The 22,934-nt window shown below is 70.7% G+C and carries 25 protein-coding genes; 20 read left to right on the top strand and 5 right to left on the bottom strand.

Translation table 11 applies throughout. From position 1 onward, the window contains the following. Positions 1-28: 28 nt before the first annotated feature. The 7 genes from ffh to rplS all read left to right on the top strand — a co-directional run bounded on the left by ffh (position 29) and on the right by rplS (position 4,998). Complete coding sequence (gene ffh / locus ABD785_RS03890; protein ID WP_344822177.1) at positions 29-1,567, top strand: signal recognition particle protein; 1,539 nt, start codon at positions 29-31, stop codon at positions 1,565-1,567. A gap of 88 nt (positions 1,568-1,655) precedes the next feature. After that, a complete protein-coding gene (locus ABD785_RS03885) occupies positions 1,656-2,228 on the top strand; it encodes a hypothetical protein (protein ID WP_344822175.1) in 573 nt (190 codons plus the stop codon). 200 nt (positions 2,229-2,428) lie between these two features. Beyond that, positions 2,429-2,902 carry a 30S ribosomal protein S16 gene (gene rpsP / locus ABD785_RS03880; RefSeq protein ID WP_344822171.1) on the top strand — a complete coding sequence of 158 codons (474 nt, stop codon included), beginning with the start codon at positions 2,429-2,431 and terminating at the stop codon, positions 2,900-2,902. Continuing rightward, entirely contained in the window at positions 2,903-3,145 is a 243-nt protein-coding gene (locus ABD785_RS03875; protein WP_344822168.1) for an RNA-binding protein, read from the top strand. It abuts the gene before it with no gap. Positions 3,146-3,148: 3 nt separating this feature from the next. After that, a complete protein-coding gene (gene rimM / locus ABD785_RS03870; RefSeq protein ID WP_344822165.1) occupies positions 3,149-3,649 on the top strand; it encodes a ribosome maturation factor RimM in 501 nt (166 codons plus the stop codon). Then, complete coding sequence (trmD, locus tag ABD785_RS03865) at positions 3,649-4,425, top strand: tRNA (guanosine(37)-N1)-methyltransferase TrmD (protein WP_344822884.1); 777 nt, start codon at positions 3,649-3,651, stop codon at positions 4,423-4,425. Before rimM ends, trmD begins: the two co-directional genes overlap by 1 nt. A 219-nt stretch (positions 4,426-4,644) precedes the next feature. Then, the gene (rplS, locus tag ABD785_RS03860) at positions 4,645-4,998 is read left to right on the top strand and encodes a 50S ribosomal protein L19 (RefSeq protein WP_344822163.1); all 354 of its coding nucleotides are present in this window, start codon (positions 4,645-4,647) and stop codon (positions 4,996-4,998) included. A gap of 83 nt (positions 4,999-5,081) precedes the next feature. Here rplS and ABD785_RS03855 read toward each other — a convergent pair whose 3' ends face one another. Continuing rightward, a complete protein-coding gene (locus ABD785_RS03855) occupies positions 5,082-5,237 on the bottom strand; it encodes a hypothetical protein (RefSeq protein ID WP_344822159.1) in 156 nt (51 codons plus the stop codon). A 262-nt stretch (positions 5,238-5,499) separates the two neighbouring features. On the opposite strand from ABD785_RS03855, the gene lepB reads away from it, so the two are divergent. From lepB to ABD785_RS03840, 3 genes are all read left to right on the top strand, one after another. Next, a complete protein-coding gene (gene lepB / locus ABD785_RS03850; protein ID WP_344822155.1) occupies positions 5,500-6,576 on the top strand; it encodes a signal peptidase I in 1,077 nt (358 codons plus the stop codon). Between the two features lie 661 nt (positions 6,577-7,237). Further along, the gene (locus tag ABD785_RS03845; RefSeq protein WP_344822152.1) at positions 7,238-7,942 is read left to right on the top strand and encodes a ribonuclease HII; all 705 of its coding nucleotides are present in this window, start codon (positions 7,238-7,240) and stop codon (positions 7,940-7,942) included. After that, positions 7,932-8,240, top strand: a complete 309-nt coding sequence (locus ABD785_RS03840; protein ID WP_344822148.1) for a DUF2469 domain-containing protein — start codon at positions 7,932-7,934, stop codon at positions 8,238-8,240. Before ABD785_RS03845 ends, ABD785_RS03840 begins: the two co-directional genes overlap by 11 nt. Positions 8,241-9,274: 1,034 nt before the next feature. Here ABD785_RS03840 and dprA read toward each other — a convergent pair. The 3 genes from dprA to ABD785_RS03825 form a co-directional block, all read right to left on the bottom strand. Next, positions 9,275-10,429 (bottom strand): DNA-processing protein DprA, encoded by a 1,155-nt coding sequence (dprA, locus tag ABD785_RS03835; RefSeq protein ID WP_344822146.1) that lies wholly within the window; start codon positions 10,427-10,429, stop codon positions 9,275-9,277. 1,257 nt (positions 10,430-11,686) lie between these two features. Then, the gene (locus tag ABD785_RS03830) at positions 11,687-13,228 is read right to left on the bottom strand and encodes a YifB family Mg chelatase-like AAA ATPase (RefSeq protein WP_344822144.1); all 1,542 of its coding nucleotides are present in this window, start codon (positions 13,226-13,228) and stop codon (positions 11,687-11,689) included. After that, positions 13,228-13,584: a YraN family protein gene (locus tag ABD785_RS03825; protein WP_344822142.1), complete on the bottom strand. Its 357-nt coding sequence runs from the start codon at positions 13,582-13,584 to the stop codon at positions 13,228-13,230. Before ABD785_RS03825 ends, ABD785_RS03830 begins: the two co-directional genes overlap by 1 nt. A 117-nt stretch (positions 13,585-13,701) precedes the next feature. Here ABD785_RS03825 and ABD785_RS03820 point away from each other — a divergent pair, with 117 nt between their 5' ends. Then, positions 13,702-14,598 (top strand): tyrosine recombinase XerC, encoded by an 897-nt coding sequence (locus tag ABD785_RS03820; RefSeq protein ID WP_344822140.1) that lies wholly within the window; start codon positions 13,702-13,704, stop codon positions 14,596-14,598. Positions 14,599-14,607: 9 nt separating this feature from the next. Here ABD785_RS03820 and ABD785_RS03815 read toward each other — a convergent pair whose 3' ends face one another. Continuing rightward, complete coding sequence (locus tag ABD785_RS03815; RefSeq protein WP_344822138.1) at positions 14,608-15,270, bottom strand: murein hydrolase activator EnvC family protein; 663 nt, start codon at positions 15,268-15,270, stop codon at positions 14,608-14,610. A 265-nt stretch (positions 15,271-15,535) separates the two neighbouring features. Here ABD785_RS03815 and rpsB point away from each other — a divergent pair, with 265 nt between their 5' ends. The 9 genes from rpsB (at position 15,536) to ABD785_RS03770 (ending at position 22,934) form a co-directional block, all read left to right on the top strand. Further along, positions 15,536-16,447, top strand: a complete 912-nt coding sequence (rpsB, locus tag ABD785_RS03810) for a 30S ribosomal protein S2 (protein ID WP_344822136.1) — start codon at positions 15,536-15,538, stop codon at positions 16,445-16,447. 83 nt (positions 16,448-16,530) lie between these two features. After that, entirely contained in the window at positions 16,531-17,367 is an 837-nt protein-coding gene (gene tsf, locus ABD785_RS03805; protein WP_344822134.1) for a translation elongation factor Ts, read from the top strand. A 118-nt stretch (positions 17,368-17,485) separates the two neighbouring features. Further along, entirely contained in the window at positions 17,486-18,211 is a 726-nt protein-coding gene (gene pyrH / locus ABD785_RS03800) for a UMP kinase (protein ID WP_344822882.1), read from the top strand. A 51-nt stretch (positions 18,212-18,262) separates the two neighbouring features. Further along, on the top strand, positions 18,263-18,820 hold the full coding sequence (gene frr / locus ABD785_RS03795) for a ribosome recycling factor (RefSeq protein WP_344822132.1): 558 nt from the start codon (positions 18,263-18,265) through the stop codon (positions 18,818-18,820). Beyond that, positions 18,820-19,686, top strand: a complete 867-nt coding sequence (locus tag ABD785_RS03790; protein ID WP_344822130.1) for a phosphatidate cytidylyltransferase — start codon at positions 18,820-18,822, stop codon at positions 19,684-19,686. Before frr ends, ABD785_RS03790 begins: the two co-directional genes overlap by 1 nt. Beyond that, positions 19,683-20,885 carry a dual-specificity RNA methyltransferase RlmN gene (rlmN, locus tag ABD785_RS03785; protein ID WP_344822128.1) on the top strand — a complete coding sequence of 401 codons (1,203 nt, stop codon included), beginning with the start codon at positions 19,683-19,685 and terminating at the stop codon, positions 20,883-20,885. The genes ABD785_RS03790 and rlmN overlap by 4 nt, the downstream gene beginning before the upstream one ends. Before the next feature lie 58 nt (positions 20,886-20,943). Next, positions 20,944-21,465: a DivIVA domain-containing protein gene (locus ABD785_RS03780; protein WP_344822126.1), complete on the top strand. Its 522-nt coding sequence runs from the start codon at positions 20,944-20,946 to the stop codon at positions 21,463-21,465. 69 nt (positions 21,466-21,534) lie between these two features. Beyond that, positions 21,535-22,371 carry an alpha/beta fold hydrolase gene (locus ABD785_RS03775; protein ID WP_344822124.1) on the top strand — a complete coding sequence of 279 codons (837 nt, stop codon included), beginning with the start codon at positions 21,535-21,537 and terminating at the stop codon, positions 22,369-22,371. Then, entirely contained in the window at positions 22,368-22,934 is a 567-nt protein-coding gene (locus tag ABD785_RS03770) for a TetR/AcrR family transcriptional regulator (protein WP_344822122.1), read from the top strand. The genes ABD785_RS03775 and ABD785_RS03770 overlap by 4 nt, the downstream gene beginning before the upstream one ends.

Here is a 22,934-nt window from a genome sequence, read left to right as displayed (position 1 = left end):
TTTTCCCCACGTCGTGCTAGGACGGGTCGTGTTCGAGAATCTCTCCGATCGGCTGACATCGGTCTTCTCCAACCTGCGCAGCAAGGGCAGGTTGTCGGAGAACGACATCGCCGCCACGGCGCGGGAGATCCGGGTCGCGCTGCTCGAGGCCGACGTGGCGCTGCCCGTGGTCAAGGACTTCATCGAGAAGATCAAGGAGCGGGCGCGCGGCGCCGAGGTCTCCCAGGCGCTCAACCCGGCCCAGCAGGTCGTCAAGATCGTCAACGAGGAGCTCATCGAGATCCTCGGCGGTGAGACCCGCCGGATCAGGTTCGCCAAGAACCCGCCGACCGTGATCATGCTCGCGGGCCTTCAGGGCGCCGGCAAGACCACGCTCGCGGGCAAGCTCGCCCGGTGGCTGAAGGAGGAGGGCCACACGCCGCTGCTCGTCGCGTGCGACCTCCAGCGTCCCAACGCCGTCACCCAGCTCCAGGTCATGGGGGAGCGGGCCGGGGTCCAGGTGTTCGCGCCCGAGCCCGGCAACGGCGTCGGCGACCCGGTCCGGGTGGCGCAGGCCTCGATCGCCGAGGCCAAGCGCTCCCTGCACGACGTGGTGATCATCGACACCGCGGGCCGTCTCGGCATCGACACCGAGATGATGCAGCAGGCGATCGACATCCGTCAGGCCACCCAGCCCGACGAGATCCTCTTCGTCGTCGACGCCATGGTCGGCCAGGACGCGGTCAACACCGCCCAGGCCTTCATGGACGGCGTCGGCTTCGACGGCGTGGTGCTGACCAAGCTCGACGGCGACGCCCGCGGCGGCGCGGCCCTGTCGGTGCGGCACATCACCGGGCGTCCGATCATGTTCGCGTCCACGGGCGAGAAGCTCGAGGACTTCGACGTCTTCCACCCCGACCGCATGGCGGGCCGCATCCTCGACATGGGTGACATCCTCACCCTGATCGAGCAGGCCCAGCGCACGTTCGACGAAGAGCAGGCCACCAAGATGGCCGGCAAGCTCGCGTCGGGCGAGGACTTCACCCTGGACGACTTCCTCGACCAGATGATGATGATCCGCAAGATGGGCCCGATCGGGAACCTGCTGGGCATGCTGCCCGGCATGGGCCAGATGCGGCAGCAGATCGACCAGATCGACGACAAGGACCTCGACCGGGTCGCGGCGATCATCCGCTCGATGACGCCGGGCGAGCGCGCCGAACCGAAGATCATCAACGGCTCGCGCCGCGCGCGCATCGCCAAGGGCTCCGGCGTGACGGTCGGCGAGGTCAACTCCCTGGTCACCCGCTTCTTCTCGGCGCAGAAGATGATGAAGCAGATGGCCGGCGGCATGGGCCTGCCCGGTATGCCCGGCGTCCGCCGCAAGCCCGGCAAGCAGGTCAAGGCCAAGAAGGGCAAGCGCGTCTCCGGTGACCCCCGCAAGCGCGCGATCGGCGGGGGCGCGGCACCGGCGGAGGGTTCCCCGCAGGGCCAGCCGTCGGCGTTCGGCCTGCCCGGCCAGCTCCCTCCCGGCTTCGACCTCGGTGATCTCGGCGACCTGGGCGGCTTCGGTAAGAAGAAGGACTGACCCGGGTGAGGTTCTTCGCACCTTCCGGTCCGGCGATCTCGACTTACGCTGAGCAGTGAAAACTACTCAGCGTAGTCGGGAGTCATGCATGAGGGTGAAGAACCTGCGGTTCCGGGTGGACGGTCTCGACCGGCAGACCGCGGCGCTCAGGGAGAACGAGGCGGCGCTCGGCGACCTGTGCTCCGGGCTCCGTGCGGACGTCGACCGGGTCGAGGACCGCGCCGGGCGCACCGGCGAACGGGCCGACGCGATCGACCGGCGCCTCGAGGGTCTCGACGGCCGTCTCGAGGGCGTCGGCCGTGCGGGAGCCGCCGCCGACGCCCGGATCGGCGCCCTGGAGGCCAGGCTCGGCGGGGTCGAGGGCGGGCTGGCGGCCCTGGACTCCCGGCTGGCCGTCGTCCTGGCCGAACTGGCCGAGATGGGACGCGGGCTGCGCGCCCTCCAGGCCGAACGCCCCGAGCTGAGGGACGGCCTCGCCGACCTCGGCGGGCGCGTCGCGGGACTGCGCGGCAGGCTGGAGGGCGTCGAGACCGACCTCGGCTGCCTCGGGGGCCGGGTCGGCGCGCTCGAACGCGGCGTCACCACCCTCCTCGACAACGACTGGATCCTGCTCGGAACCCCCGCGCAGGCGGCCGTCCCCGCGCCCGCCAAGGGCGACTGAGCGGGCAGCGGTTTCGGGTGCTTCGGGTGTGGCGTGACGGAGCAGTCACCGGGATCTGGCAGAATGGCTTGCTGGAAACCCAGTCGGTCAGGCGCCCTCTCATCGCTCTGGCGCGGCAGGAAGTCCATGAGCCGGAATGTCCGGGTCCCCACCTTGGGCACGAGCGGCTCTCCTTTTACGAAACCGGAGTTACCACACCCGTGGCTGTCAAGATCAAGCTCAAGCGTCTCGGCAAGATCCGTAGCGCTCAGTACCGCATCGTCATCGCCGACTCGCGCACCAAGCGCGACGGTCGCGCGATCGAGGAGATCGGCCTGTACCACCCGAAGGAAGAGCCCTCGCTCATCCAGGTCGACACCGAGCGGGTCCAGTACTGGCTCGGCGTCGGCGCCCAGCCGACCGACTCCGTCGAGCGGCTGCTGAAGATCACCGGTGACTGGCAGAAGTTCAAGGGCCTGCCGGGCGCCGAGGGCACCCTCAAGGTGGCCGAGCCCAAGGTCAGCCGGTCCGAGACCTTCGCCGCCGCGGCGAAGGAGGCCGCCGACCTCGGCGACGCCCCCACCCCCAAGGCCAAGAAGGCCCCCAAGGCCGCCAAGGCCGAGGAGCCCGCCGCCGCCGAGGCCAAGGCCGAGGAGCCGGCCGCCGAGACGACCGAAGCCCCGAGCGAGGCCTAAGTGCTCGAAGAAGCGCTCGAGCACCTGGTCCGCGGCATCGTCGAACACCCCGACGATGTCCAGGTGAATGCCAAGCGGATTCGTGGTGGCCGGGTTCTCGAGGTTCGCGTGAACCCCGAGGACCTCGGCAAGGTCATCGGCCGGAGCGGGCGCACCGCGAAGGCCCTCCGCACGGTCATGGGGGCGCTCTCGGGCGGCCGCTATGTCCGCGTGGACCTGCTCGACGTCAACGAGGTTCGCTGACCAGTGCAACTGGTAGTGGGCCGCATCGGCAAACCGCACGGCATCCGTGGCGACGTCACCATCGACGTCCGTACGGACGACGCTGACGCCCGGTTCCATCCGGGCGCGGCGCTCGTCACGGATCCGGCGGACGCCGGACCCCTGACGGTCAAGAGTGCCAAGTGGCATTCGGGCCGCATGGTCGTCCGCTTCGCCGGGGTGGACGACCGGAACCGCGCCGAGGAACTGCGCGGGATCTGGCTCGTGATCGACTCCGCGGAGATCCTTCCCTCGTCCGATCCGGACGAGTTCCACGACCAGCAGCTCATCGGCCTCGCCGTGGTCACCACCGACGGCCGCGAGATCGGCACGGTCAAGGAGATCCTGCACCACGCGCAGGACCTGATCGTGGTCGACTCTCCCGCCGGAGACCAGCTCGTGCCGTTCGTGGCCGCTCTCGTCCCGGAAGTCGACCTCGAGGGCGGACGGCTTGTCGTCGACGCCCCCGAGGGTCTTTTCGAATGATGCGCTTCGACATCATCTCCATCTTTCCGGAGTACTTCGCCCCTTTGTCGGCCTCCCTGCTGGGGAAGGCGTCCGACAAGGGGCTGCTGTCGTTCGGCGTCCATGATCTTCGTGACTGGACCTACGACCGTCACCGGACCGTGGACGACACGCCCTACGGAGGCGGGCCCGGCATGGTGATGAAGCCCTCACCCTGGGGTGAGGCGCTGGACGACGTGCTGACCCCGTCGGCCCGGCTCGTGGTGCCCACGCCGTCCGGGCGGCCGTTCACCCAGGCCGTCGCGGCGGAGATGGCCGCGGGGGACCACCTCGTTTTCGCCTGCGGGCGCTACGAGGGCATCGACTCGCGGGTCATGCGGCACTACGCCCCGCTCGTCCGGGTCGACGAGGTCTCGATCGGCGACTACGTCCTGGCCGGGGGAGAGGTCGCGGTGCTCGTCATGATCGAGGCGATCTCGCGGCTGGTGCCGGGCGTGCTGGGCAACTTCGAGTCCGTGACCGACGACTCCTTCGCCCCCGGACGGATGGAGACCCTGGTCGAGGGGCCCGTCTTCACCAAGCCCAGGGACTGGCGCGGTCAGGCCGTGCCGGACGTCCTCATGTCCGGGCACCATGGCAGGATCGCGCGCTGGCGCCGGGACGAGGCCTTCCGGCGGACCGCCGCCCTCCGTCCCGACCTGCTGGCCAGGCTCGACCCCGCCGGGCTCGACAAACATGATCGCAAGCTGCTGGAATCGCTCGATTTGGCCGTCGACCCTGGTCGTGTGGCAAAATAGAACGTCGCCCTTGTGGCGCGTGCCCGGATCTCGGTCCGGGAGCCGCCGGACTCCCCGCGAGACCGGTGGCCGGACGGGCCGCGAGGCCCTGACCGGCACGGACGGAGCCGCGTGCTCCGGCCGACACGTCCGGGTCTGACGATCCGGCCGATCTGAGGACGCGACGCCCCCATCTCCACCCGGGGCCTCTCGACGTCCGTGACGCTTAAGGATTCATCAATGCACACTCTGATCCGTGAGATCGAACTGGCCGCCGTGCGGTCCGACCTCCCCACCTTCCGCCCCGGTGACACCGTCAAGGTGCACGTGCGGATCACCGAGGGCAAGGTCAGCCGTATCCAGGTCTTCGAGGGCGTCGTCATCCGCCGCCACGGCGGCGGCAACCGCGAGACCTTCACCGTCCGCAAGGTCAGCAAGGGCGGCTACGGCGTCGAGCGGACCTTCCCGCTGAACCTGCCGGCCATCGAGAAGCTCGAGGTCACCATCCGCGGTGACGTGCGCCGCGCCAAGCTCTACTACCTCCGCAACCTCCGCGGCAAGGCCGCCCGCATCAAGGAGAAGCGCGACTTCTAGTCGCTCCTCTTCTGAGCAGGCTCAGAACGGTGAACGGGCGGTCCCTCCGCAGGGGGCCGCCCGTTCCCGTGTTCGCGCCCGGATCACGGCCGGCCGTCGCCCGCCTGGCCGAAGCCCTTGACGATGAAGAAGGCCAGGGTCGCCGCGGGGACGAGCCCGAGGGCCCAGGAGTGGACGACCAGGCTGAGAAGGCCGCAGGCCAGCCAGACCGCGAAGCAGATCCCCATACCTCTCGGCATTCCAGCCTCCACGGTCGGTGTTCGGGACCGTCCACGCTAGGAAGATGATCACGGCGCCGCAACCCTGGAATTCCGGGGTGGACAAGACCGGAGGACGGCCGCAAAGTGCCCCTGTCCGGCATCGGGCGGAAGGTAGCGTATGTCCGCGGATGAGGGGTGCCCGTACGGCTTCCCCGGGGGACCGGTCGTTTCGTCATTCTTGGGGACACCGTGGCCTTCCGGGTCCGTAATCACGCGGCCGCGCCGCTAGGCTCATCCTCTGATGACTGACGAGGACCGCGGCCAGGCCACCAGTTCGGGCCCCGCGAACGATCGGAGTGAAGTGCGATCCGACACCGAGGGCTCCGCCCCCGAAGAAGTCCTGCCGACCCCGGTCACGTCATCCCCGTCCGATCCCCGGCCGGAGACCGGCGACGCGCCGGCCGCCGAGGCCGTCGACCTCACCAAGGAGCGGGGAGACGAGCAGCCGGGCGTCCATGACGCCCCGGACGCTCCGGACGTCCCCGCGACGGCTGCCGGCGACGCGGGCTCCGGCGAGGGCGGCGACGGCTCGCCGGAGGAGCCGCCGCGCAGGCAGCCGTCCTTCTGGAAGGAGCTTCCGCTCCTGATCGGCGTGGCGCTGGTCCTCGCGCTGGTGATCAAGGCGTTCATCGTCCAGGCCTTCTACATCCCGTCCGGCTCGATGGAGAACACCCTCCAGGTCGGCGACCGGGTCCTGGTCAACAAGGTCGTCTACCGCATCCGCGACATCACGCGCGGCGACATCGTCGTCTTCAACGGGCTCGACAGCTGGGACCCCGAGGTCGAGTACGAGGAGCCGGGCAACCCGATCAGCAGGCTCCTGCACAACGTGGGCACGGCCTTCGGCGTCGTCCCGGGTGAGAAGGACTACATCAAGCGCGTCATCGGCGTCCCCGGCGACCGCGTCGTCTGCTGCGAGCCCGGCACCGGCCGCATCACGGTGAACGGCCACCCGCTCGACGAGACCTCCTACCTGTTCACCGACCCGGACACCGGCGAGCAGAACGTCCCCTCGGACAAGAAGTTCGACATCACCGTCCCCACGGACCGCCTCTGGGTCATGGGCGACCACCGCGACGTCTCCTACGACTCCCGCGGCCACAGCGCCGACAAGGGCAACGGCACCATCCCCATCACCAGCGTCGTCGGCCGCGCCTTCGTCGTCGTCTGGCCGATTCCCCACTGGCAGGTCCTCGACATCCCCGCCACCTTCGCCCAGCAGGGCCTGGCCGCCGCCCTGCCCCACGCCCCCCTCCCGCTCGCCTTCGCCCTGGCCTTCCCGCTGACCCGTCTGACCCGCCGCCTCCGCCACCGCTGACCCCGGGGGCCGGACCACCCGCTCCCTGCCCATGCACAGATCTTCGAGCCTCCCGTGCTGGCGAGCTTGCTCCGTGAACGCCAGGCCCTCGCGCCGCGCTGTCCTCGAAAGCGCTGAGCCCGACGCTTATCGCCCGAGGACTGCCCTTCGCGGACCGTCGTCTCGAGCGGGTGACGAGGCTCGGTTCCGTGTTCTCGCGTTCTTTGATCTCGGCCTTGGTCTTGTCCGACGTGGTCTGCCCAGGACGAAAGGCGTCCAGATGACAGCCTCGGGGGCGGAGGGCGCCTTGGGCCGGTCGGCGGCCGACGCCGGGCCTCCCGGGGTTCGATGAAGCAGAGGACCGGCAGGGATCGCCATCTGGACCCCGCCGAGTTCGACGCGGCACTGCGCAGGGGCGTCGCCCTCGGGCTGACGTCCCGGCCGAAGACCCTGGCCGGACGTCACGGAGGGGCGAAGATCCATGAGGTGCGGGCCGGTCTTTTCCGGCGGATGGTCGGGGGCTGCGCTTGTCCGGGTTGGGTGATCTTGAGGGTTGCGGGTTGCGGGGGATGAATGTCGGTCCGGGGGCGTAGGGTGCCGGTATGTGCTGCTGCCTCGGTGTTCGAAGGTTCGGGGGCGGTCCCGAGCGGGGGCGCCGGTGATTCCGGGCGTCAGGAGGCCCGTGCGGTTCACGCCGCGCCGGGACGCGGGGCTCTACGGGTACGAGCGGGCTCTGGCCCATGGCGGGTTCTCGCTGGTCGCGGGCGTTGACGAGGCCGGGCGAGGGGCGTGCGCCGGGCCGCTGGTCGTCGCCGCGGTGATCCTCGGCGGGCTGCGGATCGACGGGCTCGCCGACTCCAAGCTGCTCACTCCCGCCAGGCGCGACGCCCTGTACGAGGTGATCACGAAGAAGGCGATGTGGCACGCGCTGGTGATCCCGCCGGGCGAGATCGACACCGTCGGCCTCCACCGGAGCAACATCACCGGGATGCGCCGGGCGCTCGCCGCCCTGCCCGTGCGGCCGTCCTACGTCCTGAGCGACGGTTTCCGCGTCCCGGGCCTCGAGGCCCCGACGCTGCCCGTCATCAAGGGTGACCGGGCGGTCGCCTGCATCGCGGCGGCATCGGTCGTGGCAAAGGTCACCAGGGATCGGATCATGGAGGCGCTCCACGGGGACCATCCGCAGTATGGTTTCGACGTCCACAAGGGGTACAACACCCCGGAGCACATGGCCGCGCTCACCTTGCACGGCCCCTGCCGGGAACACCGCTTCTCGTTCGTGAACGTACGTTCGAGGCTGGTTCCTGCCGCGGGTCCCGTGGTCGGCGTCGGCCCGGCTCCGGCCATGGGGAACAATGGACTGGTGGGAGGGGAAGATGAGCGCTGAGGATCTAGAGAAGTACGAGACCGAGATGGAGCTCCAGCTCTATCGCGAATACCGTGACGTGGTCGGCCTCTTCACTTATGTGGTGGAGACCGAGCGCCGTTTCTACCTGACCAACACGGTCGACCTCCAGGTCCGCAGCCTGGAGAACGGCGAAGTCTACTTCGAAGTGACAATGGCGGACGCCTGGGTCTGGGACATGTACCGCCCCGCCCGCTTTGTCAAGAACGTCCGAGTGGTCACCTTCCACGACGTCAACGTCGAAGAACTGGCCAAGCCCGACCTCCAGCTCCCCAACTGACCCCCGCCCGCCCCCTCGCCGCCCGCCTCCTTCGGCCCCTCCGCCGCCCCCTCGTCCGGGTCCCTCCCACGCCCGCGACCCCACCGGCTCGCGCCGGGCCGGCGCTCAGGCCCTGGCTGCCGCCCGAGCCAAGCGGTGGCATCGTGCCAGGCGGTGTCTCGAAGCCGGCCGGCTCAGTCGCCGCAGAAGACCAGGTACCGGTGAGGACGGCGTTCGATGGCCTCGCAGAGCGCCAAGATCTCCGTCCCGGCCTGTCCTTCTGCCTCAGGGGCCTGGGCTGCGAGCCTGTTGCAGCTCAGGAATGATCTTCCGCATCTGAGACCGGCTGAAGACGGTGTCACCTCAGGGATCGACGTAGCCGTGCAGCGGCAGGCCCAGGCTTGCGCGGGGAGCCGCGCACACGCGTAGGGCGGCCGGTCGGCCAGTGGGGTGGCGAAGAAGTCGGTGCCGGATGCGGCGGGTTCTGCGTGGTGCCCGGCGATCTGGGCCGGTAGGGGTTCGGCACTTCGGCACTCCGTTCTTGGTCGAGTCTCTCCGTGGGGGTCGGTGACTTCGTCGTCTTATGCGCCGGCCGGTCTTATTCAGATGCTCGGAATGGGGTGCTCTCCAGCGAACGTCCCTTTGCCTGCCTCCGGCAGGGCGGAAGGTCTCGCTGCGGGCGGAGAGCTCGGCGGCGCGCGGATGCTCGACGGCCGCCGTGGCAGATCTTGCGGAGCTCAGGGGCGCTGTAGTTCCTCGGGGCGGGGGTGAAGCGGGGGCGGAACTCGACCTGGTCGACCGACGGGACGCGGGGCATTGGTTCTCACCTGTACAGGACCGTGCAGCAGGTGCGGTTTGAATTCCTCCTGGCGACACGGGCGGACGCGCGGCGGAGATCGCCGTGAGGATTCGGCGGCTGGGCGAAGGACGCGGAGCCGGGTCGTGGCCTTGATCTGAGAGGTGGGATCGTGCCGGGCCGATCGGGACCGAGGGGGAATCGGCTCCGGGTGGGTTTCGGGTTGAGGGTGAGGGCGCCGGCCCGGGGTGGCCGGAGGTCAGGGCTGGGGGTGGCCGGGCGGGGCTTTGCGCAGGCGCCAGCCGGTCCGGGTTCGTTCTATGAAGTTCATGGCGTGGAGGAGGGAGAGGCGGCTGCGGGCGGTGATGAGGTCGACGGAGGCCGCGGTGGCTATCTCCATCGGGGTGGCGCCGCCGCCGGTGGCGGGGACGGCTTCCAGGACCTGGCGCGAGTCGGGATCGAGGGTGTCGCGTGGATAGGTGGGACGGTCGGGACGGGTCAGGCCTTCGCCGATGCGGCCGACCTCCTCGATGACCTCGGTGGAGTTGGTGACGAGGCGGGCCGGCGGAGTGGAGCGCAGCAGGTCGTGGCAGCCGCGGGACATCAGCGAGGTGACGTTGCCCGGATAGGCCATCAGGTGCCGGCCCAGGGAACGGGCGTGGTTCGCGGTGTTCAGGGCTCCGCTGCGCAGATCGGCCTCGACGACCACGGTTCCCGTCGTGAGAGCGGCGATGACGCGATTGCGGACGAGGAAGCGGGGACGGGTCGGATGGGTGCCCGGCGGCCATTCGCTGACGATGAGGCCACGGGCCGCGATCTCGGCCAGCAGCCCCGAGTTACGCGGAGGGTAGGCGAGATCGATGCCGTTGGCGAGGACGGCGACCGTCAGCCCTTCCGCGGCGAGGCAGCCGCGGTGCGCCGCCGCGTCGATGCCGAGGGCCGCTCCGCTGACGACGGTCCAGCCCTGCTCGGCCATCTCGGCGCCCAGCTCCTGCGCGACGCGTTCGCCATAGGGGCTGGCCAGCCGGGCGCCGACGACGGAGACCGACCTGAGGCAGATCTGCCTCAGGTCAGGGCCGCCCCTGACCCACAGCGCTATGGGCGCGGCCTCGCGAAGATGCCCCAGCGTCGACGGCCACTCCAGGTCCCCCGGGCACAGCAGGCGCCCGCCGACCTGCTCGCAGATGAACATCGCCGCGTCGGGATCGGCGGCCGCCACCCGCATCCGCCACCCGTCGAGCCTCCGCTCGCTGATCCCCAGTCCGTCCGGAACGCATCCGCGCCGCACCGCTTCAACGGCCCCGACCGCCCCTTCCTGCGCCACCAGCCGATACATGAACCCGTCACCGGGCTCGCCGACCGCACTCAGCCAGGCCCGAGCCCACCGCTCCCGCTCACCCTCACCGCCCCCCACGCCGCCACCCCTCCCTCCCACAGGACCTCCCGGCCCCACCACCAGCCGAGTCCGGACTTCCCGTCGAGCCCTCGATGCCGGCCGGCCCCGCGCCTACCGCCGCGCCCTCGATGTGGGTCCGCCCGCTACAGCCGATGCGTCGACGGGGCCGCACCCGTCTCTGCTCCTCGGCCTTCTGCTTCGAACCGGGTCGTGATGGGACGGGAAGCGGAGGCGCCGCAGGACGGAGCCGTGGCGCAGGCGAGCCGTCGCGGGCCCGAGACCAGGAGACGCCCCGGCCCGGGAGCGGCTCAGGACGAGACCCCGTGCGCGTCGGCGGAATGTCCCGGGTCTGGATAGCGCACTCCGAGCAGCGGGACTCCGCGCCTTCCCGGCGGCCGCTGGGGAATCCGGCCTCGGATGACCAGGGAGAAGGCGAGGCGGTACCGGCCCGAGTGAGGCGAGGGAGCCGGGCCCTGAGCGCGGTGGTCGCCCTGACGGCAGCCGACAGCGGACGGGAGGACGCCGCCGAGCCGCGCGCCAGGCGACGCCCACTTCGACGACCGCCGCCCAGAACCCGCGGGAGCGACGGCTCGGCCGCCGCGATCCCGCTCTCCGCCGCGAGGCCGGCACCCACTGCCCGGCGGAGGATGCCGACGGAGAGGACCCAGGAGACCCCGAGGGCACCGAGACCGCGGGGAGGCATCGGGCTGGTCGATACCGGGCTGGTCGATACCGGGCTGGTCCGGCTCGACGGGGCAGGCCGAGTCCGGCGGGCCTTCAGATCCTGCCGATGGCCGGCGGGCGAGCCGGGATCGTCGGGCCAGTGGACCCGGGCCGGGGCTTGGCTCGGGCTCGCTGGAGAAACGAGGTCGTTGGAATGGGGGGCTGGGGCGGGGGCCGGGCTGGTGGCGTCGGGGATCCAGGAGATGCCGGGTCGGTGCAGGGTGAGGGTTCTCGGGCGGGTGATGCCGAGTACCGGGCCGGGTTGGTGCAGGAGGCCGAGAAGGGCTCGGTGGGAGGACGTCGGAGGGGCGACGGGGCGGGTGAGCTGGGGGATCATGGCTGCCTTCCTGAAGAGGTAGCGGAGTGGAGTCGAGGTCGTTGTCTGGGGAGTGGAGGGGATGGCCGGTCGGCCGGGCCGCGCGATGGGAGTTCGAGATCGGAGCCTGGAAGGGAAGCGGCGGCGGAGTTCGGGCCGGGGGCGGTGACGGGGTGGTGGTGCGGGCTGGGTCGGGTCGGGAAGTCGGTGGTGGGCGTCGGGAGGGCGGGCTTGGGTCAGGGGTGGCCTTGCCAGAGGGAGAGGGCTTCGGCGGTGTCCCAGGGGGCGGGGGCGTCGCGGCCGGAGAGGTCGGCGAGGGTCCAGGCCGTGCGGAGGGCTCGGTCCATGCCTCGGGCGCTGAGGGAGCCGTCCTGGAGTGCGGCGTCGAGGGGGGCCAGGGCCGTCGCGGGCGGGGCGAAGCGGCGGCGGAGTTCGGGGGCCGGGATCTCGCTGTTGGTGCGCCAGGGGAGGTCGGCCATGCGGGTGCGGGCCCGGGAGCGGGCCTCCTGGACGCGGGCGGCGACCGTTTCGCTGGATTCGGCCTGGTCGAGGTCGTAGCGGAGTTCGGCTCGGGTGGCGGGGGAGAGGGAGAGCTTGAGGTCGATGCGGTCGAGGAGCGGGCCGGAGACGCGGGAGAGGTAGCGGGAGCGGACGGCGGGCGTGCAGCGGCACTGGAGGACCTTCGCCGCGGCGCAGGGGCAGGGGTTCGCCGCCATGATCAGGGTGAACATCGCCGGGAAGCGGGTGGTGACACCCGAGCGGTCGATGGAGACCTCGCCGTGCTCCATGGGCTGGCGGAGGGAGTCGAGGACGCCGCCCATGAACTCCGGGGCCTCGTCGATGAACAGGACGCCGTTGTGGGCGAGGCTGATGGCGCCAGGGCGGACCTGGCGGCTGGAGCCTCCGCCGATCATGGCGGCGCGGGTGGCGCTGTGGTGGGGGGCGTGGAACGGGGCGTGGGCCACCAGCGGCTGGCCCGCCGGGAGGGTGCCGGCGACCGAGTGGATGGCGGTCGCCTCCAGGGCCATCTGCCGGTCGAGAGGTGGCAGGAGGGTGGGGAGACGCTCGGCGAGCATCGTTTTCCCACAGCCGGGCGGGCCCAGCAGGAACAGGTGGTGACCGCCCGCGGCGCTGATCTCCAGGGCCCTGCGGGCGTCGGCCTGGCCCTTGACGTCGGCCAGGTCGAGGACGCCCCGGCGGGAGCGGGACGGGAGGTCGCGCAGGACGGGGTCGTGATCCTCGAGATCCTCCTCCAACGGGGGCGGCTCGCCGCGCAGATGGCACATCAGGGCGCGGAGCGAGCCGACGGCGATGACCTTGACGTCCGGGACGAGCTCGGCCTCGACGCCGTTCGACCGGGGGACGACGACCGTGCCGATGCCCGACTCGGCGGCCCCGAGCACGGCCGGGAGCACCCCGGGGACCGCGCGGATCCGGCCGTCGAGGCCGAGCTCGCCGAGCATGACCGTGTCGGAGCCCGCCCCGTGCGGCAGCGATCCCGCGGCGGCGAGGATCGACACCGCGATCGCGACGTCGAAGCCCGCCCCCGCCTTCGGCAGGCCCGCGGGGCCCAGCGCCACGGTCACGTGCCGGACCGGCCACTCCTCGCCCGAGTGCATGATCGCGGCGCGGACGCGGTCGCGGGCCTCGCTCAGCGCCGTGTCGGGCAGGCCGACCAGGTGGAGACCCGGGGTGCCGCTGGTGATCGCCGCCTCGACGTCGACGAGATGGCCTTCGACGCCGACCAGGCCGACCGATCTGGTCCTCGCGAGTGTCATCAGGCGATCTCCTTGAGATGGTCGATGGTGAAGCCCTCACGGCCGCCGCCGGTGAGGCCGATGAGGTCGATGCGCAGCGAACCGGCCCGGACGCCGTGCTGGTCGGCCCAGCGGCGGGCGAGCTTCCTTAAGCGCGACGCCTTGTCGACCGTGATCGCCTCGGCGGGGGTGCCGAAGGCGTGGGAGCGCCGGGTCTTGACCTCGCAGATGACGTGGTGCCGCCCGTCGAAGGCGACGATGTCGAGCTCCCCCTCGGGACAGCGCCAGTTCCGGTCGAGGACGGTCCAGCCCAGGCGGGTGAGGTAACGGGCGGCGGCGTTCTCCCCGCGGCGGCCCAGGTCCTGATTCGCGTTCATGACCCAAGCCTCATCCGGCCCGCACCGACATTTCGGACCCGAATCTCGTTCTGTGGATTTCCCTTCTCCGGGTGGCGGAACCGGGTCGCGCGGGGGAGGCGGGCGTAGTTTGGGAGGGTGGCTGAGGCGGGCGGGTTCGCGGTGGCGGAGTTCGAGCGGCATCTGCGGCTGGAGCGCGGGCTGTCGGAGCACACGGTGCGGGCCTATCTGGGCGATGTCGGCGATCTCGTGGTGCACGCCGCGACCCGGGGCGTCGAGGAGGCCGGTGAGCTGCACGTGGACGTCATGCGGGACTGGCTCGCGCGCCAGCACGGCGCCGGGCTGGCCAAGTCCACGCTCGCCCGCCGGACGGCCGCCGTCCGCACCTACACCGCCTGGGCGCACCGCAGGGGCCTGATCGAGGACGATCCCGGCGCGATGCTCGGGACTCCCAGGCTGGAGCGGCGGCTGCCGCGGATCCTGCGGCAGGAGGAGGCGCGGGAGCTCCTGGACGCCGAGATCGAGGGCGAACCCGAGGACCTGCGCGACCGCGCCCTGCTCGAACTCCTCTACGCGACGGGCGTGCGCGTCAGCGAGGTGTGCGGGCTGGACATCGGCGACCTCGACCGGGAGACGCGGACCGTCCGCGTGCTGGGCAAGGGGGACAAGCAGCGGACCGTTCCGCTCGGGACCCCCGCCCTGGCCGCGGTCGAGGCATGGCTGAGCTCGGGACGTCCCGTGTGGGCCGTCCCGGGGAGCGGCTCCGCCCTCCTGCTGGGCGTCAAGGGCGGACGCCTCGGCCCGACGATCGCCCGCAGGGTCGTCCACCGGCGCCTCGCGGAGGCCGGGCTCATCGACCTCACCCCGCACGGCCTGCGCCACACCGCCGCCACGCACCTGCTGGAGGGCGGCGCCGATCTACGGGCCGTCCAGGAACTCCTGGGGCACGCCTCCCTCCAGACCACGCAGCTCTACACGCATGTCTCACCCGAGCGGCTCAAACAGGTCCACACCCTCGCCCACCCGCGCGCCTGATCCTCCTGATCACCAGTGCGGCAGCAGCCGGACGGCCGGAAGCGAGATCAACGCGAACGGATCGAGGTAGGCGGAGCCCCGCCGCAGCCCCCAGTGCAGGCACGTCGCCGGGGCGCAGTGGCCGAGGTCCGCCTCCATCACCCCGATCGGTGTTCCGGCCGCCACCCTGACGCCGACCCGCACCAGGGCGGTGACCGGCTCATAGGTGGTCCGGAGCTGCCCGTGCGTCACCGTGATCACTCCCCGCCCCGCGAGATCCCGCGCGAACGACACGACCCCGGGCCCGCCCGCGTAGACCACGTCCCCGGCCCCGGCGGCGAGATCCACCCCCCGATGCCCGGGCAGCCAGGGAGCCCCCGGTGGCGCGTACCGCCGCAGCACCCGCACCGGCGCCTCCACCGGCCACCCCCAGCCCCCGGGTCCGGGCGGTGCCCCCTGGCCGGGGACGGCCGCTTCCGGAAGGTCCGGGCCGGACGCACGGAGCCCGGCCGCCCCCCGCGACCCGGAGAGGAGCGGCGGTGCCGCGATCACGCCGGAAGAAGGCTCCCGCGAGCCCGCTCCGGAGATCGGGAGGAGGCCCGCCGCCGGTGGGGGCCGTGCCGAGACCGCCGGTCCGGCACCCGGGACGGCTGCCGGCAGGAGCGCGGCGAGCAGGGAGAGAAGAAGGACCATGGTTCCGAGGATGCGCCCGGAAGGGTGATCGTCCCGGGCCGAACGGGATTCTGGGGACGACGCGGATTCGCGGGGTGTCGTGCGTTCGGTTCGGAGTAGCTGGGGGTTTCCCGTAGACTGGCCGCACGGCGTGGGTGGACTGTGTCCGCTCGCCGAATTCATGCGCCTGCAGCCGCCGGTTGGCGGGATGCGCTCCCGAGGTCCACTGAGGTGGCGGGGGTGTGTCCAGGTGCTGGTAGGTAACCGAACAGAAGAAGGAAGCACCATGGCTCCCGTCGTCACCATGCGACAGCTGCTCGAGAGCGGCGTCCACTTCGGCCACCAGACGCGTCGGTGGAACCCGAAGATGAAGCGCTTCATCCTGACCGAGCGCAACGGCATCTACATCATCGACCTCCAGCAGTCGCTGGCCCACATCGACCGCGCCTACGAGTTCATCAAGGCGACCGTCGCGCACGGTGGGACCATCCTGTTCGTCGGCACCAAGAAGCAGGCGCAGGAAGCGATCGCCGAGCAGGCGACCCGCGTGGGGATGCCCTACGTCAACCAGCGCTGGCTGGGCGGCATGCTCACCAACTTCTCGACCGTCCACAAGCGGCTCCAGCGCCTCAAGGAGCTCGAGCTCATGGACTTCGACGACGTCGCCGCCTCCGGCATGACGAAGAAGGAGCTCCTGGGTCTCAAGCGCGAGAAGGACAAGCTCGAGAAGACCCTCGGCGGTATCCGCGACATGGCGAAGGTCCCCTCCGCCGTGTGGATCGTGGACACCAAGAAGGAGCACATCGCGATCTCCGAGGCCAAGAAGCTGAACATCCCGGTCGTCGCGATCCTCGACACCAACTGCGACCCGGACGAGGTCGACTTCCCGATCCCGGGTAACGACGACGCCATCCGCGCCGTCAGCATCCTCACCCGCGTGGTCGCCGACGCCGTCGCCGACGGCCTGCTGTCCCGCTCGGGCCAGCGTGGTGGCGACGACAAGGCCGCCGAGGTCGTCGAGCCCCTCGCCGAGTGGGAGCGCGAGCTGCTGGAGAAGAAGGACGACGCCCCGGCCCCCGCCGCTGAGACCGAGGTCCAGTCCGGCGCCGAGACCGAGAAGGTCGCCGCCGCCGAAGAGGCCGCCGCTCCGGCCGCCGTCGCCGAGGCCGAGGCTGAGGCCGCTCCCGCAGCCGAGTAAGTACTGCGACTCGCCCCCGGTCTCGCAGCGGCCGGGGGCGTCCTGCGGACTACCAGACGAAGAAGACGAGAGAGAACGCAAAGATGGCGAACTACTCCGCCGCTGACGTCAAGCGGCTCCGCGAGCTCACCGGCTCCGGCATGATGGACTGCAAGAACGCCCTCGTCGACGCCGAGGGCGACTTCGAGAAGGCCGTCGAGATCCTGCGCCTCAAGGGCGCCAAGGACGTCGGCAAGCGCGCCGAGCGCGTCGCCGGCAACGGCCTGGTCGTCGAGTACTTCGACGGCACCGCCGACGCCACGCTGCTCGAGCTCAAGTGCGAGACCGACTTCGTCGCCAAGAACGCCGGCTTCATCGCCCTCGCCGACAAGATCGTCGAGTTCGCGGCCAAGTCGGACGCCAAGGACGCCGAGGCCCTGCTCGGCCTCGAGATCGAGCCCGGCAAGACCGTCGCCAAGCTGATCGAGGAGAACTCCGCCACCATCGGCGAGAAGCTCGAGCTCGGCCGGTTCGCCCACTTCACCGGCGGCTTCGTGGCCAGCTACCTGCACAAGAGCGACCCGCAGCTCCCGCCGACCACCGGTGTCCTCGTCCAGCTGGACAAGGAGAACGCCGAGGTCGCCCGCGACGTCGCCCAGCAGATCGCCGCGATGGCGCCGAAGTACATCACCTTCGAAGAGATCTCCCCGGAGACGATCGAGAAGGAGCGCGCTCTCGCCGAGCAGAAGACCCGCGAGGAGGGCAAGCCCGAGGCCGCGATCGCCAAGATCGTCGAGGGTCGCGTGAACAGCTACCTCAAGGACTTCGTGCTGCTCGAGCAGGCGTTCGTCAAGGACGGCAAGAAGACCATCGCGAAGCTGCTCGACGAGGCCGGTGTCAAGGTCACCGCCTTCGTCCGCTTCAAGGTCGGCCAGGCCTGAGAGTCTCCTGGAAAACGGGAGAAACTTAGGGTAGTAAGTGCGTAACACCAAGGAGGCCGTCGTCGTGCCAGAAACCATCGATCCTGACGCGACGGCGGTCTCTTCGCCTGTCCGGGACGTGCCGAACCACGGGTGGAAGCGCGTCCTGCTGAAGCTCTCCGGCGAGGCGTTCGCCGGCGGCCAGCCGCTGGGCATCGACCCGGCCGTGCTCCAGCACATCGCCGAGGCGATCAAGACCGCGGTCGACGAGGGCGTCCAGGTCGCCGTGGTCTGCGGCGGCGGCAACATGTTCCGCGGCCAGCAGCTCGCCGAGCGCGGCATGGACCGGGCCCGCGGCGACTACATGGGCATGCTGTCCACGGTCGTGAACTGCCTCGCCCTGCAGGACTTCCTCGAGCGCCTCGGCCTCGACACCCGCGTTCAGACGGCCATCACGATGGCGCAGGTCGCGGAGGCCTACATCCCCCGCCGCGCCGTCCGGCACCTGGAGAAGGGCCGTGTGGTGATCTTTGGCGCCGGTCTCGGCCAGCCGTTCTTCTCCACCGACACCTGCGCCGCCCAGCGCGCCCTGGAGATCGGCGCGGACGCCGTGCTCAAGGGCACCCAGGTCGACGGCGTGTACGACGCGGACCCCCGCAAGAACCCGGACGCCGTGCGCTTCGACCGCCTGGACTACGTTGAGGTCCTGCGGCGCGGCCTGAAGGTCATGGACGCCACCGCGATCAGCCTGTGCATGGACAACGGCCTGCCCATCGTCGTGTTCGATCTGATGGGTCAGGGGAACATCGTCCGGGCGGTCCGCGGTGAGAAGATCGGAACGCTCGTCAGCCCCGCTGACGAATAAGTCCGTCGTCGACGGATGGTCCTTAGCCGGACGAGTAAAGGGACGGGAAAGATGATCGACGAGATCCTCCTCGAAGCCGAGGAGAAGATGGAGAAAGCCGTCTCCGTCGCCAAGGAGGACTTCTCCAGTATCCGGACCGGCCGGGTCACCCCCGCCATGTTCAACAAGATCATGGTGGAGTACTACGGCGCGCTGACCCCGGTCAACCAGCTGGCCTCCTTCCACCTGCCCGAGCCTCGCATGGTGGTCATCCAGCCGTTCGACAAGTCGAGCATGGCCGCCATCGAGAAGGCGATCCGCAACAGCGACCTGGGCGTCAACCCCGGCAACGACGGCTCGATCATCCGGGTGGTCTTCCCCGAACTGTCGGAGGAGCGCCGCCGGGAGTTCGTCAAGGTCGCCGGCAACAAGGCCGAGGACGCGAAGATCTCCATCCGCAACGTCCGCCGCAAGACCAACGACACGCTCGACAAGCTGATCAAGGACGGCGAAGCGGGCGAGGACGACGTGCGGCGTGCCGAGAAGGAGCTCGACGACGCGACGAAGAAGTACACCGCCTCGATCGACGCCATGCTCGAGCACAAGAAGGCCGAGCTCCTCGAAGTCTGATGGCCCAGATCGTTGAGGGACCCACGCCGTCGGGGTCCGAGAAGCCAGAATCCGGGAGGGTACGGCGCAATCCCGGCCGCAACGTCCCCGTCGCCATCGGCGTCGGGGTCGGGCTGGCCGCGATCGTCCTGGGCTCACTGCTCACCTACCGGCAGCTCTTCATACCGGTCCTGATCTTCTTCGGCGCGGTCGCGTTCAAGGAACTCCTCGACGCGTTCGCGACCAAGGACGTCCGGATCCCGCTGCCGCCGACCGCCACGGGCTCGGTCGGCATGCTTCTGGGCGCCTACTTCGACGGTCCCCGAGGGCTGATCATCGCCCTGTCCCTGACGGTCCTCGTCACGCTGATCTGGCGGATGAAGGACGGCCCGGACGGCTATGTGCGCGACGCCACGACCAGCGTCTTCACCCTGATCTACCTGCCGTTCCTGGCGGGTTTCGCGATGCTCCTGCTGGCCCCGGACGACGGCGCCAAGCGGATGATCGTCTTCGTCGCGGTGACCGTGGCCTCCGACATCGGCGGCTTCTTCGCCGGCGCCTACCTCGGCCGGCACAAGATCGCGCCGAACATCAGCCCGAAGAAGACCTGGGAGGGCTTCACCGGCTCCGCCCTGACCTGCATGGCCGTCGGCGCCTGGCTGATCGTCTGGCTGCTGGACGGCCAGTGGTGGCAGGGTGTGATCATGGGCGCGCTCGTCGTCTGCACCGCGACGCTCGGCGACCTCGTCGAATCCATGATCAAGAGAGATCTCGGGATCAAGGACCTCGGCAACTTCCTGCCCGGCCACGGCGGCGTCATGGACCGCCTCGACTCGCTGCTGATCACCGCTCCGGTCGTGTGGATCCTCCTCGAGTTGTACGCATGAGTGAGACTGGAAGCATGGACGAGCAGACCGAGGACACGACGGCGACCCTCCTGACCCTGGGGGAGACCGTGTCGGCCGACGAGGAGCCGCAGCCGCCCAGGCCCGGCGAGCTCGTCTTCAAGGGCCCGCGCCGGTCCAAGCCGCCCCGCCATCTCGCCGACCTGACCGTCGCGGAGCGGCGCGAGGCCGTGATCGCGCTGGGCGAGAAGGGTTTCCGGGCCGACCAGCTCTCCAAGCACTACTTCGAGCGGCTCGTCGACGATCCGGCGCAGATGCCGGACCTGTCGCAGCCGCTGCGCGACAAGCTCGTGCCGGAGCTGATGCCCCGGCTGCTGACCTCGATCCGGGACCTGTCCTGCGACGGCGGCAGGACCCACAAGACGGTCTGGAAGGCCTTCGACGGCGTCCTGTTCGAGTCGGTCCTCATGCGCTACCCCGACCGGGTGACGATGTGCGTGTCGTCCCAGGCGGGCTGCGGCATGAACTGCCCGTTCTGCGCCACCGGCCAGGCGGGCCTGACCAGGAACCTGTCGACGGCCGAGATCGTCGAGCAGGTCGCCGCCGGCCAGCGCGCCCTCAACCAGGGGAAGATCGCGGGCGGCCGGGGGCGGGTCAGCAACATCGTCTTCATGGGCATGGGCGAGCCGCTGGCCAACTACAAGGCCGTGCTGGGCGCGGTCCGGCGGATCACCGACCCGGCGCCGTCGGGGCTGGGGATCTCCCAGCGCGGGGTGACGGTCTCGACCGTGGGGCTGGTCCCGGCGATCGAGAAGCTGACCGCCGAGAACATGTCGGTGCGGCTGGCCGTCTCGCTGCACGCCCCCGACGACGAGCTGCGCGACACGCTCGTCCCGATCAACACCCGCTTCAAGGTCCGCGAGGTGCTCGCGGCGGCCTGGGGCTACGCCCGGCAGTCGGGGCGGCGCGTGTCGATCGAGTACGCGCTGATCAAGGACATCAACGACCAGGCCTGGCGTGCGGATCTGCTCGGCAAGCTGCTCAAGGGCAAGCTCGTGCACGTCAACCTGATCCCGCTGAACCCCACCCCCGGCTCGAAGTGGACGGCCTCCCGCCCCGAGGACGAGCGCGAGTTCGTGCGCCGGCTGGAGTCCCACGGCGTCGCCGTGACGGTCCGCGACACCCGCGGACGCGAGATCGACGGCGCCTGCGGCCAGCTCGCCGCCGCCACCAAGAGCTGAAGGGGTTGTGAGAAGGGCCTTCGCCACGCCAGTATCGGCGGGGTCGAAGGAGGTCGAGGTGGCACGTTTTCCGGTCGTCATGCGGGGCTATTTCGGCGAAGAGGTCGATGCCCTGATCGTCCGTATCGAGGCGACGCTCGGGCGCACCGAGGACGAGGTCCCCGAGGTCACCGCCGCGGAGGTCCGTGAGGCGCGGTTCGCGGCGGTGGTGCGCGGTTACGACCGGCACGCCGTCGACGAGGCGCTGACGGAGTACATCCGCGAGCTGGAGGCCTTCGAGCGGGGCGACGCCGAACCGTACGTGGAGACCGTCAGGGGCCAGGTGCCCTGGCTGATCCGCTGGATCGAGGACGCCGAGTTCTCGGTCACCCGGATGCGCGCCGGGTACGCCGAGAAGGACGTCGACGACTTCCTCGACCGGGTCGTCGGGGGACTGCGCGGTGAGGCCCCGCCCGTGTCGGGCCACGACGCCCGCACCTGCGTCTTCCGCTCGGCCTTCCTGGCGCCGGGCTACAGCGAGCCCGAGGTCGACCGCTTCCTCGACCAGCTCGCCGCCGCGCTCGACCACCTCACGGCCTGAACCCCGTCCCGCCCTCTCGGGTCCGCCTCCGGCCAATACATTCATGCGGAATGTATGTATGTTGGAGACATGAAGACCCTGAACCTGACCGCGGGACCGATCGCCTACGAGGACGAGGGGGAGGGGCCGCCGGTCGTGTTCGTGCACGGCCTCCTGGTGAGCTCCCGGCTGTGGCGCCACGAGATCGGCCCGCTGGTGGCCGCGGGCCACCGCTGCCTGGCCCCCACGCTGCCGCTGGGCGCCCACACCGTCCCCATGCACCCCGGCGCCGACCTGACCCCGCCCGGCCTCGCCACGCTCCTCGAGGAGTTCCTGGACGCCCTCGACCTCCGCGACGTCACCCTGGTCGGCAACGACACCGGCGGAGCCCTCGTCCAGATCCTCATGGCCCGCAGGCCCGAACGGGTCGGCCGGGTCGTCCTGGTCTCCTGCGACGCCCTGGAACGGTTCTTCCCGCCCCCCTTCAGCGCCCTCCCGGCCCTGACGAGGGTGCCGGGCTCGCTGTGGCTGACCGCCCAGCTCTTCCGGATCAAGGCCCTGCACCGGCTGCCGATCGCCCTCGGCTGGGTCGCCAAACGCCCGATCCCCGACGAGATCACCCGCTCCTACCTGACCCCGATCCAGACCAGCCGGGCGATCAGGCGTGATCTCGCCAAGGTCCTGCGGGGCGTGGACCGGCGGCACACGCTGGAGGCCTTCGCGACCTTCGGCGGCTACGAGCGTCCGGTTCTGCTGCTGTGGGCGGCGCAGGAGCGGCTGTTCCCGGTGGAGCTGGCCGAGCGCCTGGCCGGGCGGCTTCCCCGGGCCAGGCTGGAGCTCGTCGAGGACTCCTACACCTTCGTCCCCGAGGACCGTCCCGGTCTCGTCGCCGCGAAGGTCGAGGAGTTCGCGATACTGACCGGGTGAGACGCACCCAGGAGGACCGCACGCGCACGACCCGCGCGGCCCTCGTCGCCGCCGCCAGGACCCTGTTCGCCGACCACGGCTACGCCGCCGTCTCCGCGGAGCAGATCGTGACGGCGGCGGGCGTCACCCGGGGCGCCCTCCAGCACCACTTCGGCGACAAGAAGGCGCTGTTCCGCGAGGTGCTCGAACAGCTCGAGATCGAGCTCGGCGCCCGGATCCTGGTGCCGGCCGACGACCCGTGGGCCGTGCTCACCGGGGGCATCGGAGCCTTCCTCGACGCCTGCGAGGACCCCGAGATGGTCCAGATCGCGCTCCGCGACGCCCCGGCCGTCCTGGGCTGGCAGGAGTGGCGCGAGGTCGAGGCGCGGCACAACCTGGCCCTCATCGAGGCGGCCCTCACCCTGGCCCTGGAGGCGGGGGTCCTGCGCCCGACCCCGGTCAAGCCCCTGGCCCACCTGCTGCTCAGCGCCTCGATCGAGGCCGCGCTCCTGGTCGCCTCCGGCCATCCCAGGGACGAGGCCGAGCAGACCCTCCGAACGCTGCTGGACGGCCTGCACGCCTGA

This window comes from Actinocorallia longicatena (assembly GCF_039534125.1).
In the GTDB taxonomy this organism is placed as follows: Bacteria; Actinomycetota; Actinomycetes; order Streptosporangiales; family Streptosporangiaceae; genus Actinocorallia; species Actinocorallia longicatena.
This window is presented reverse-complemented; position numbering and strand designations above follow the sequence as displayed.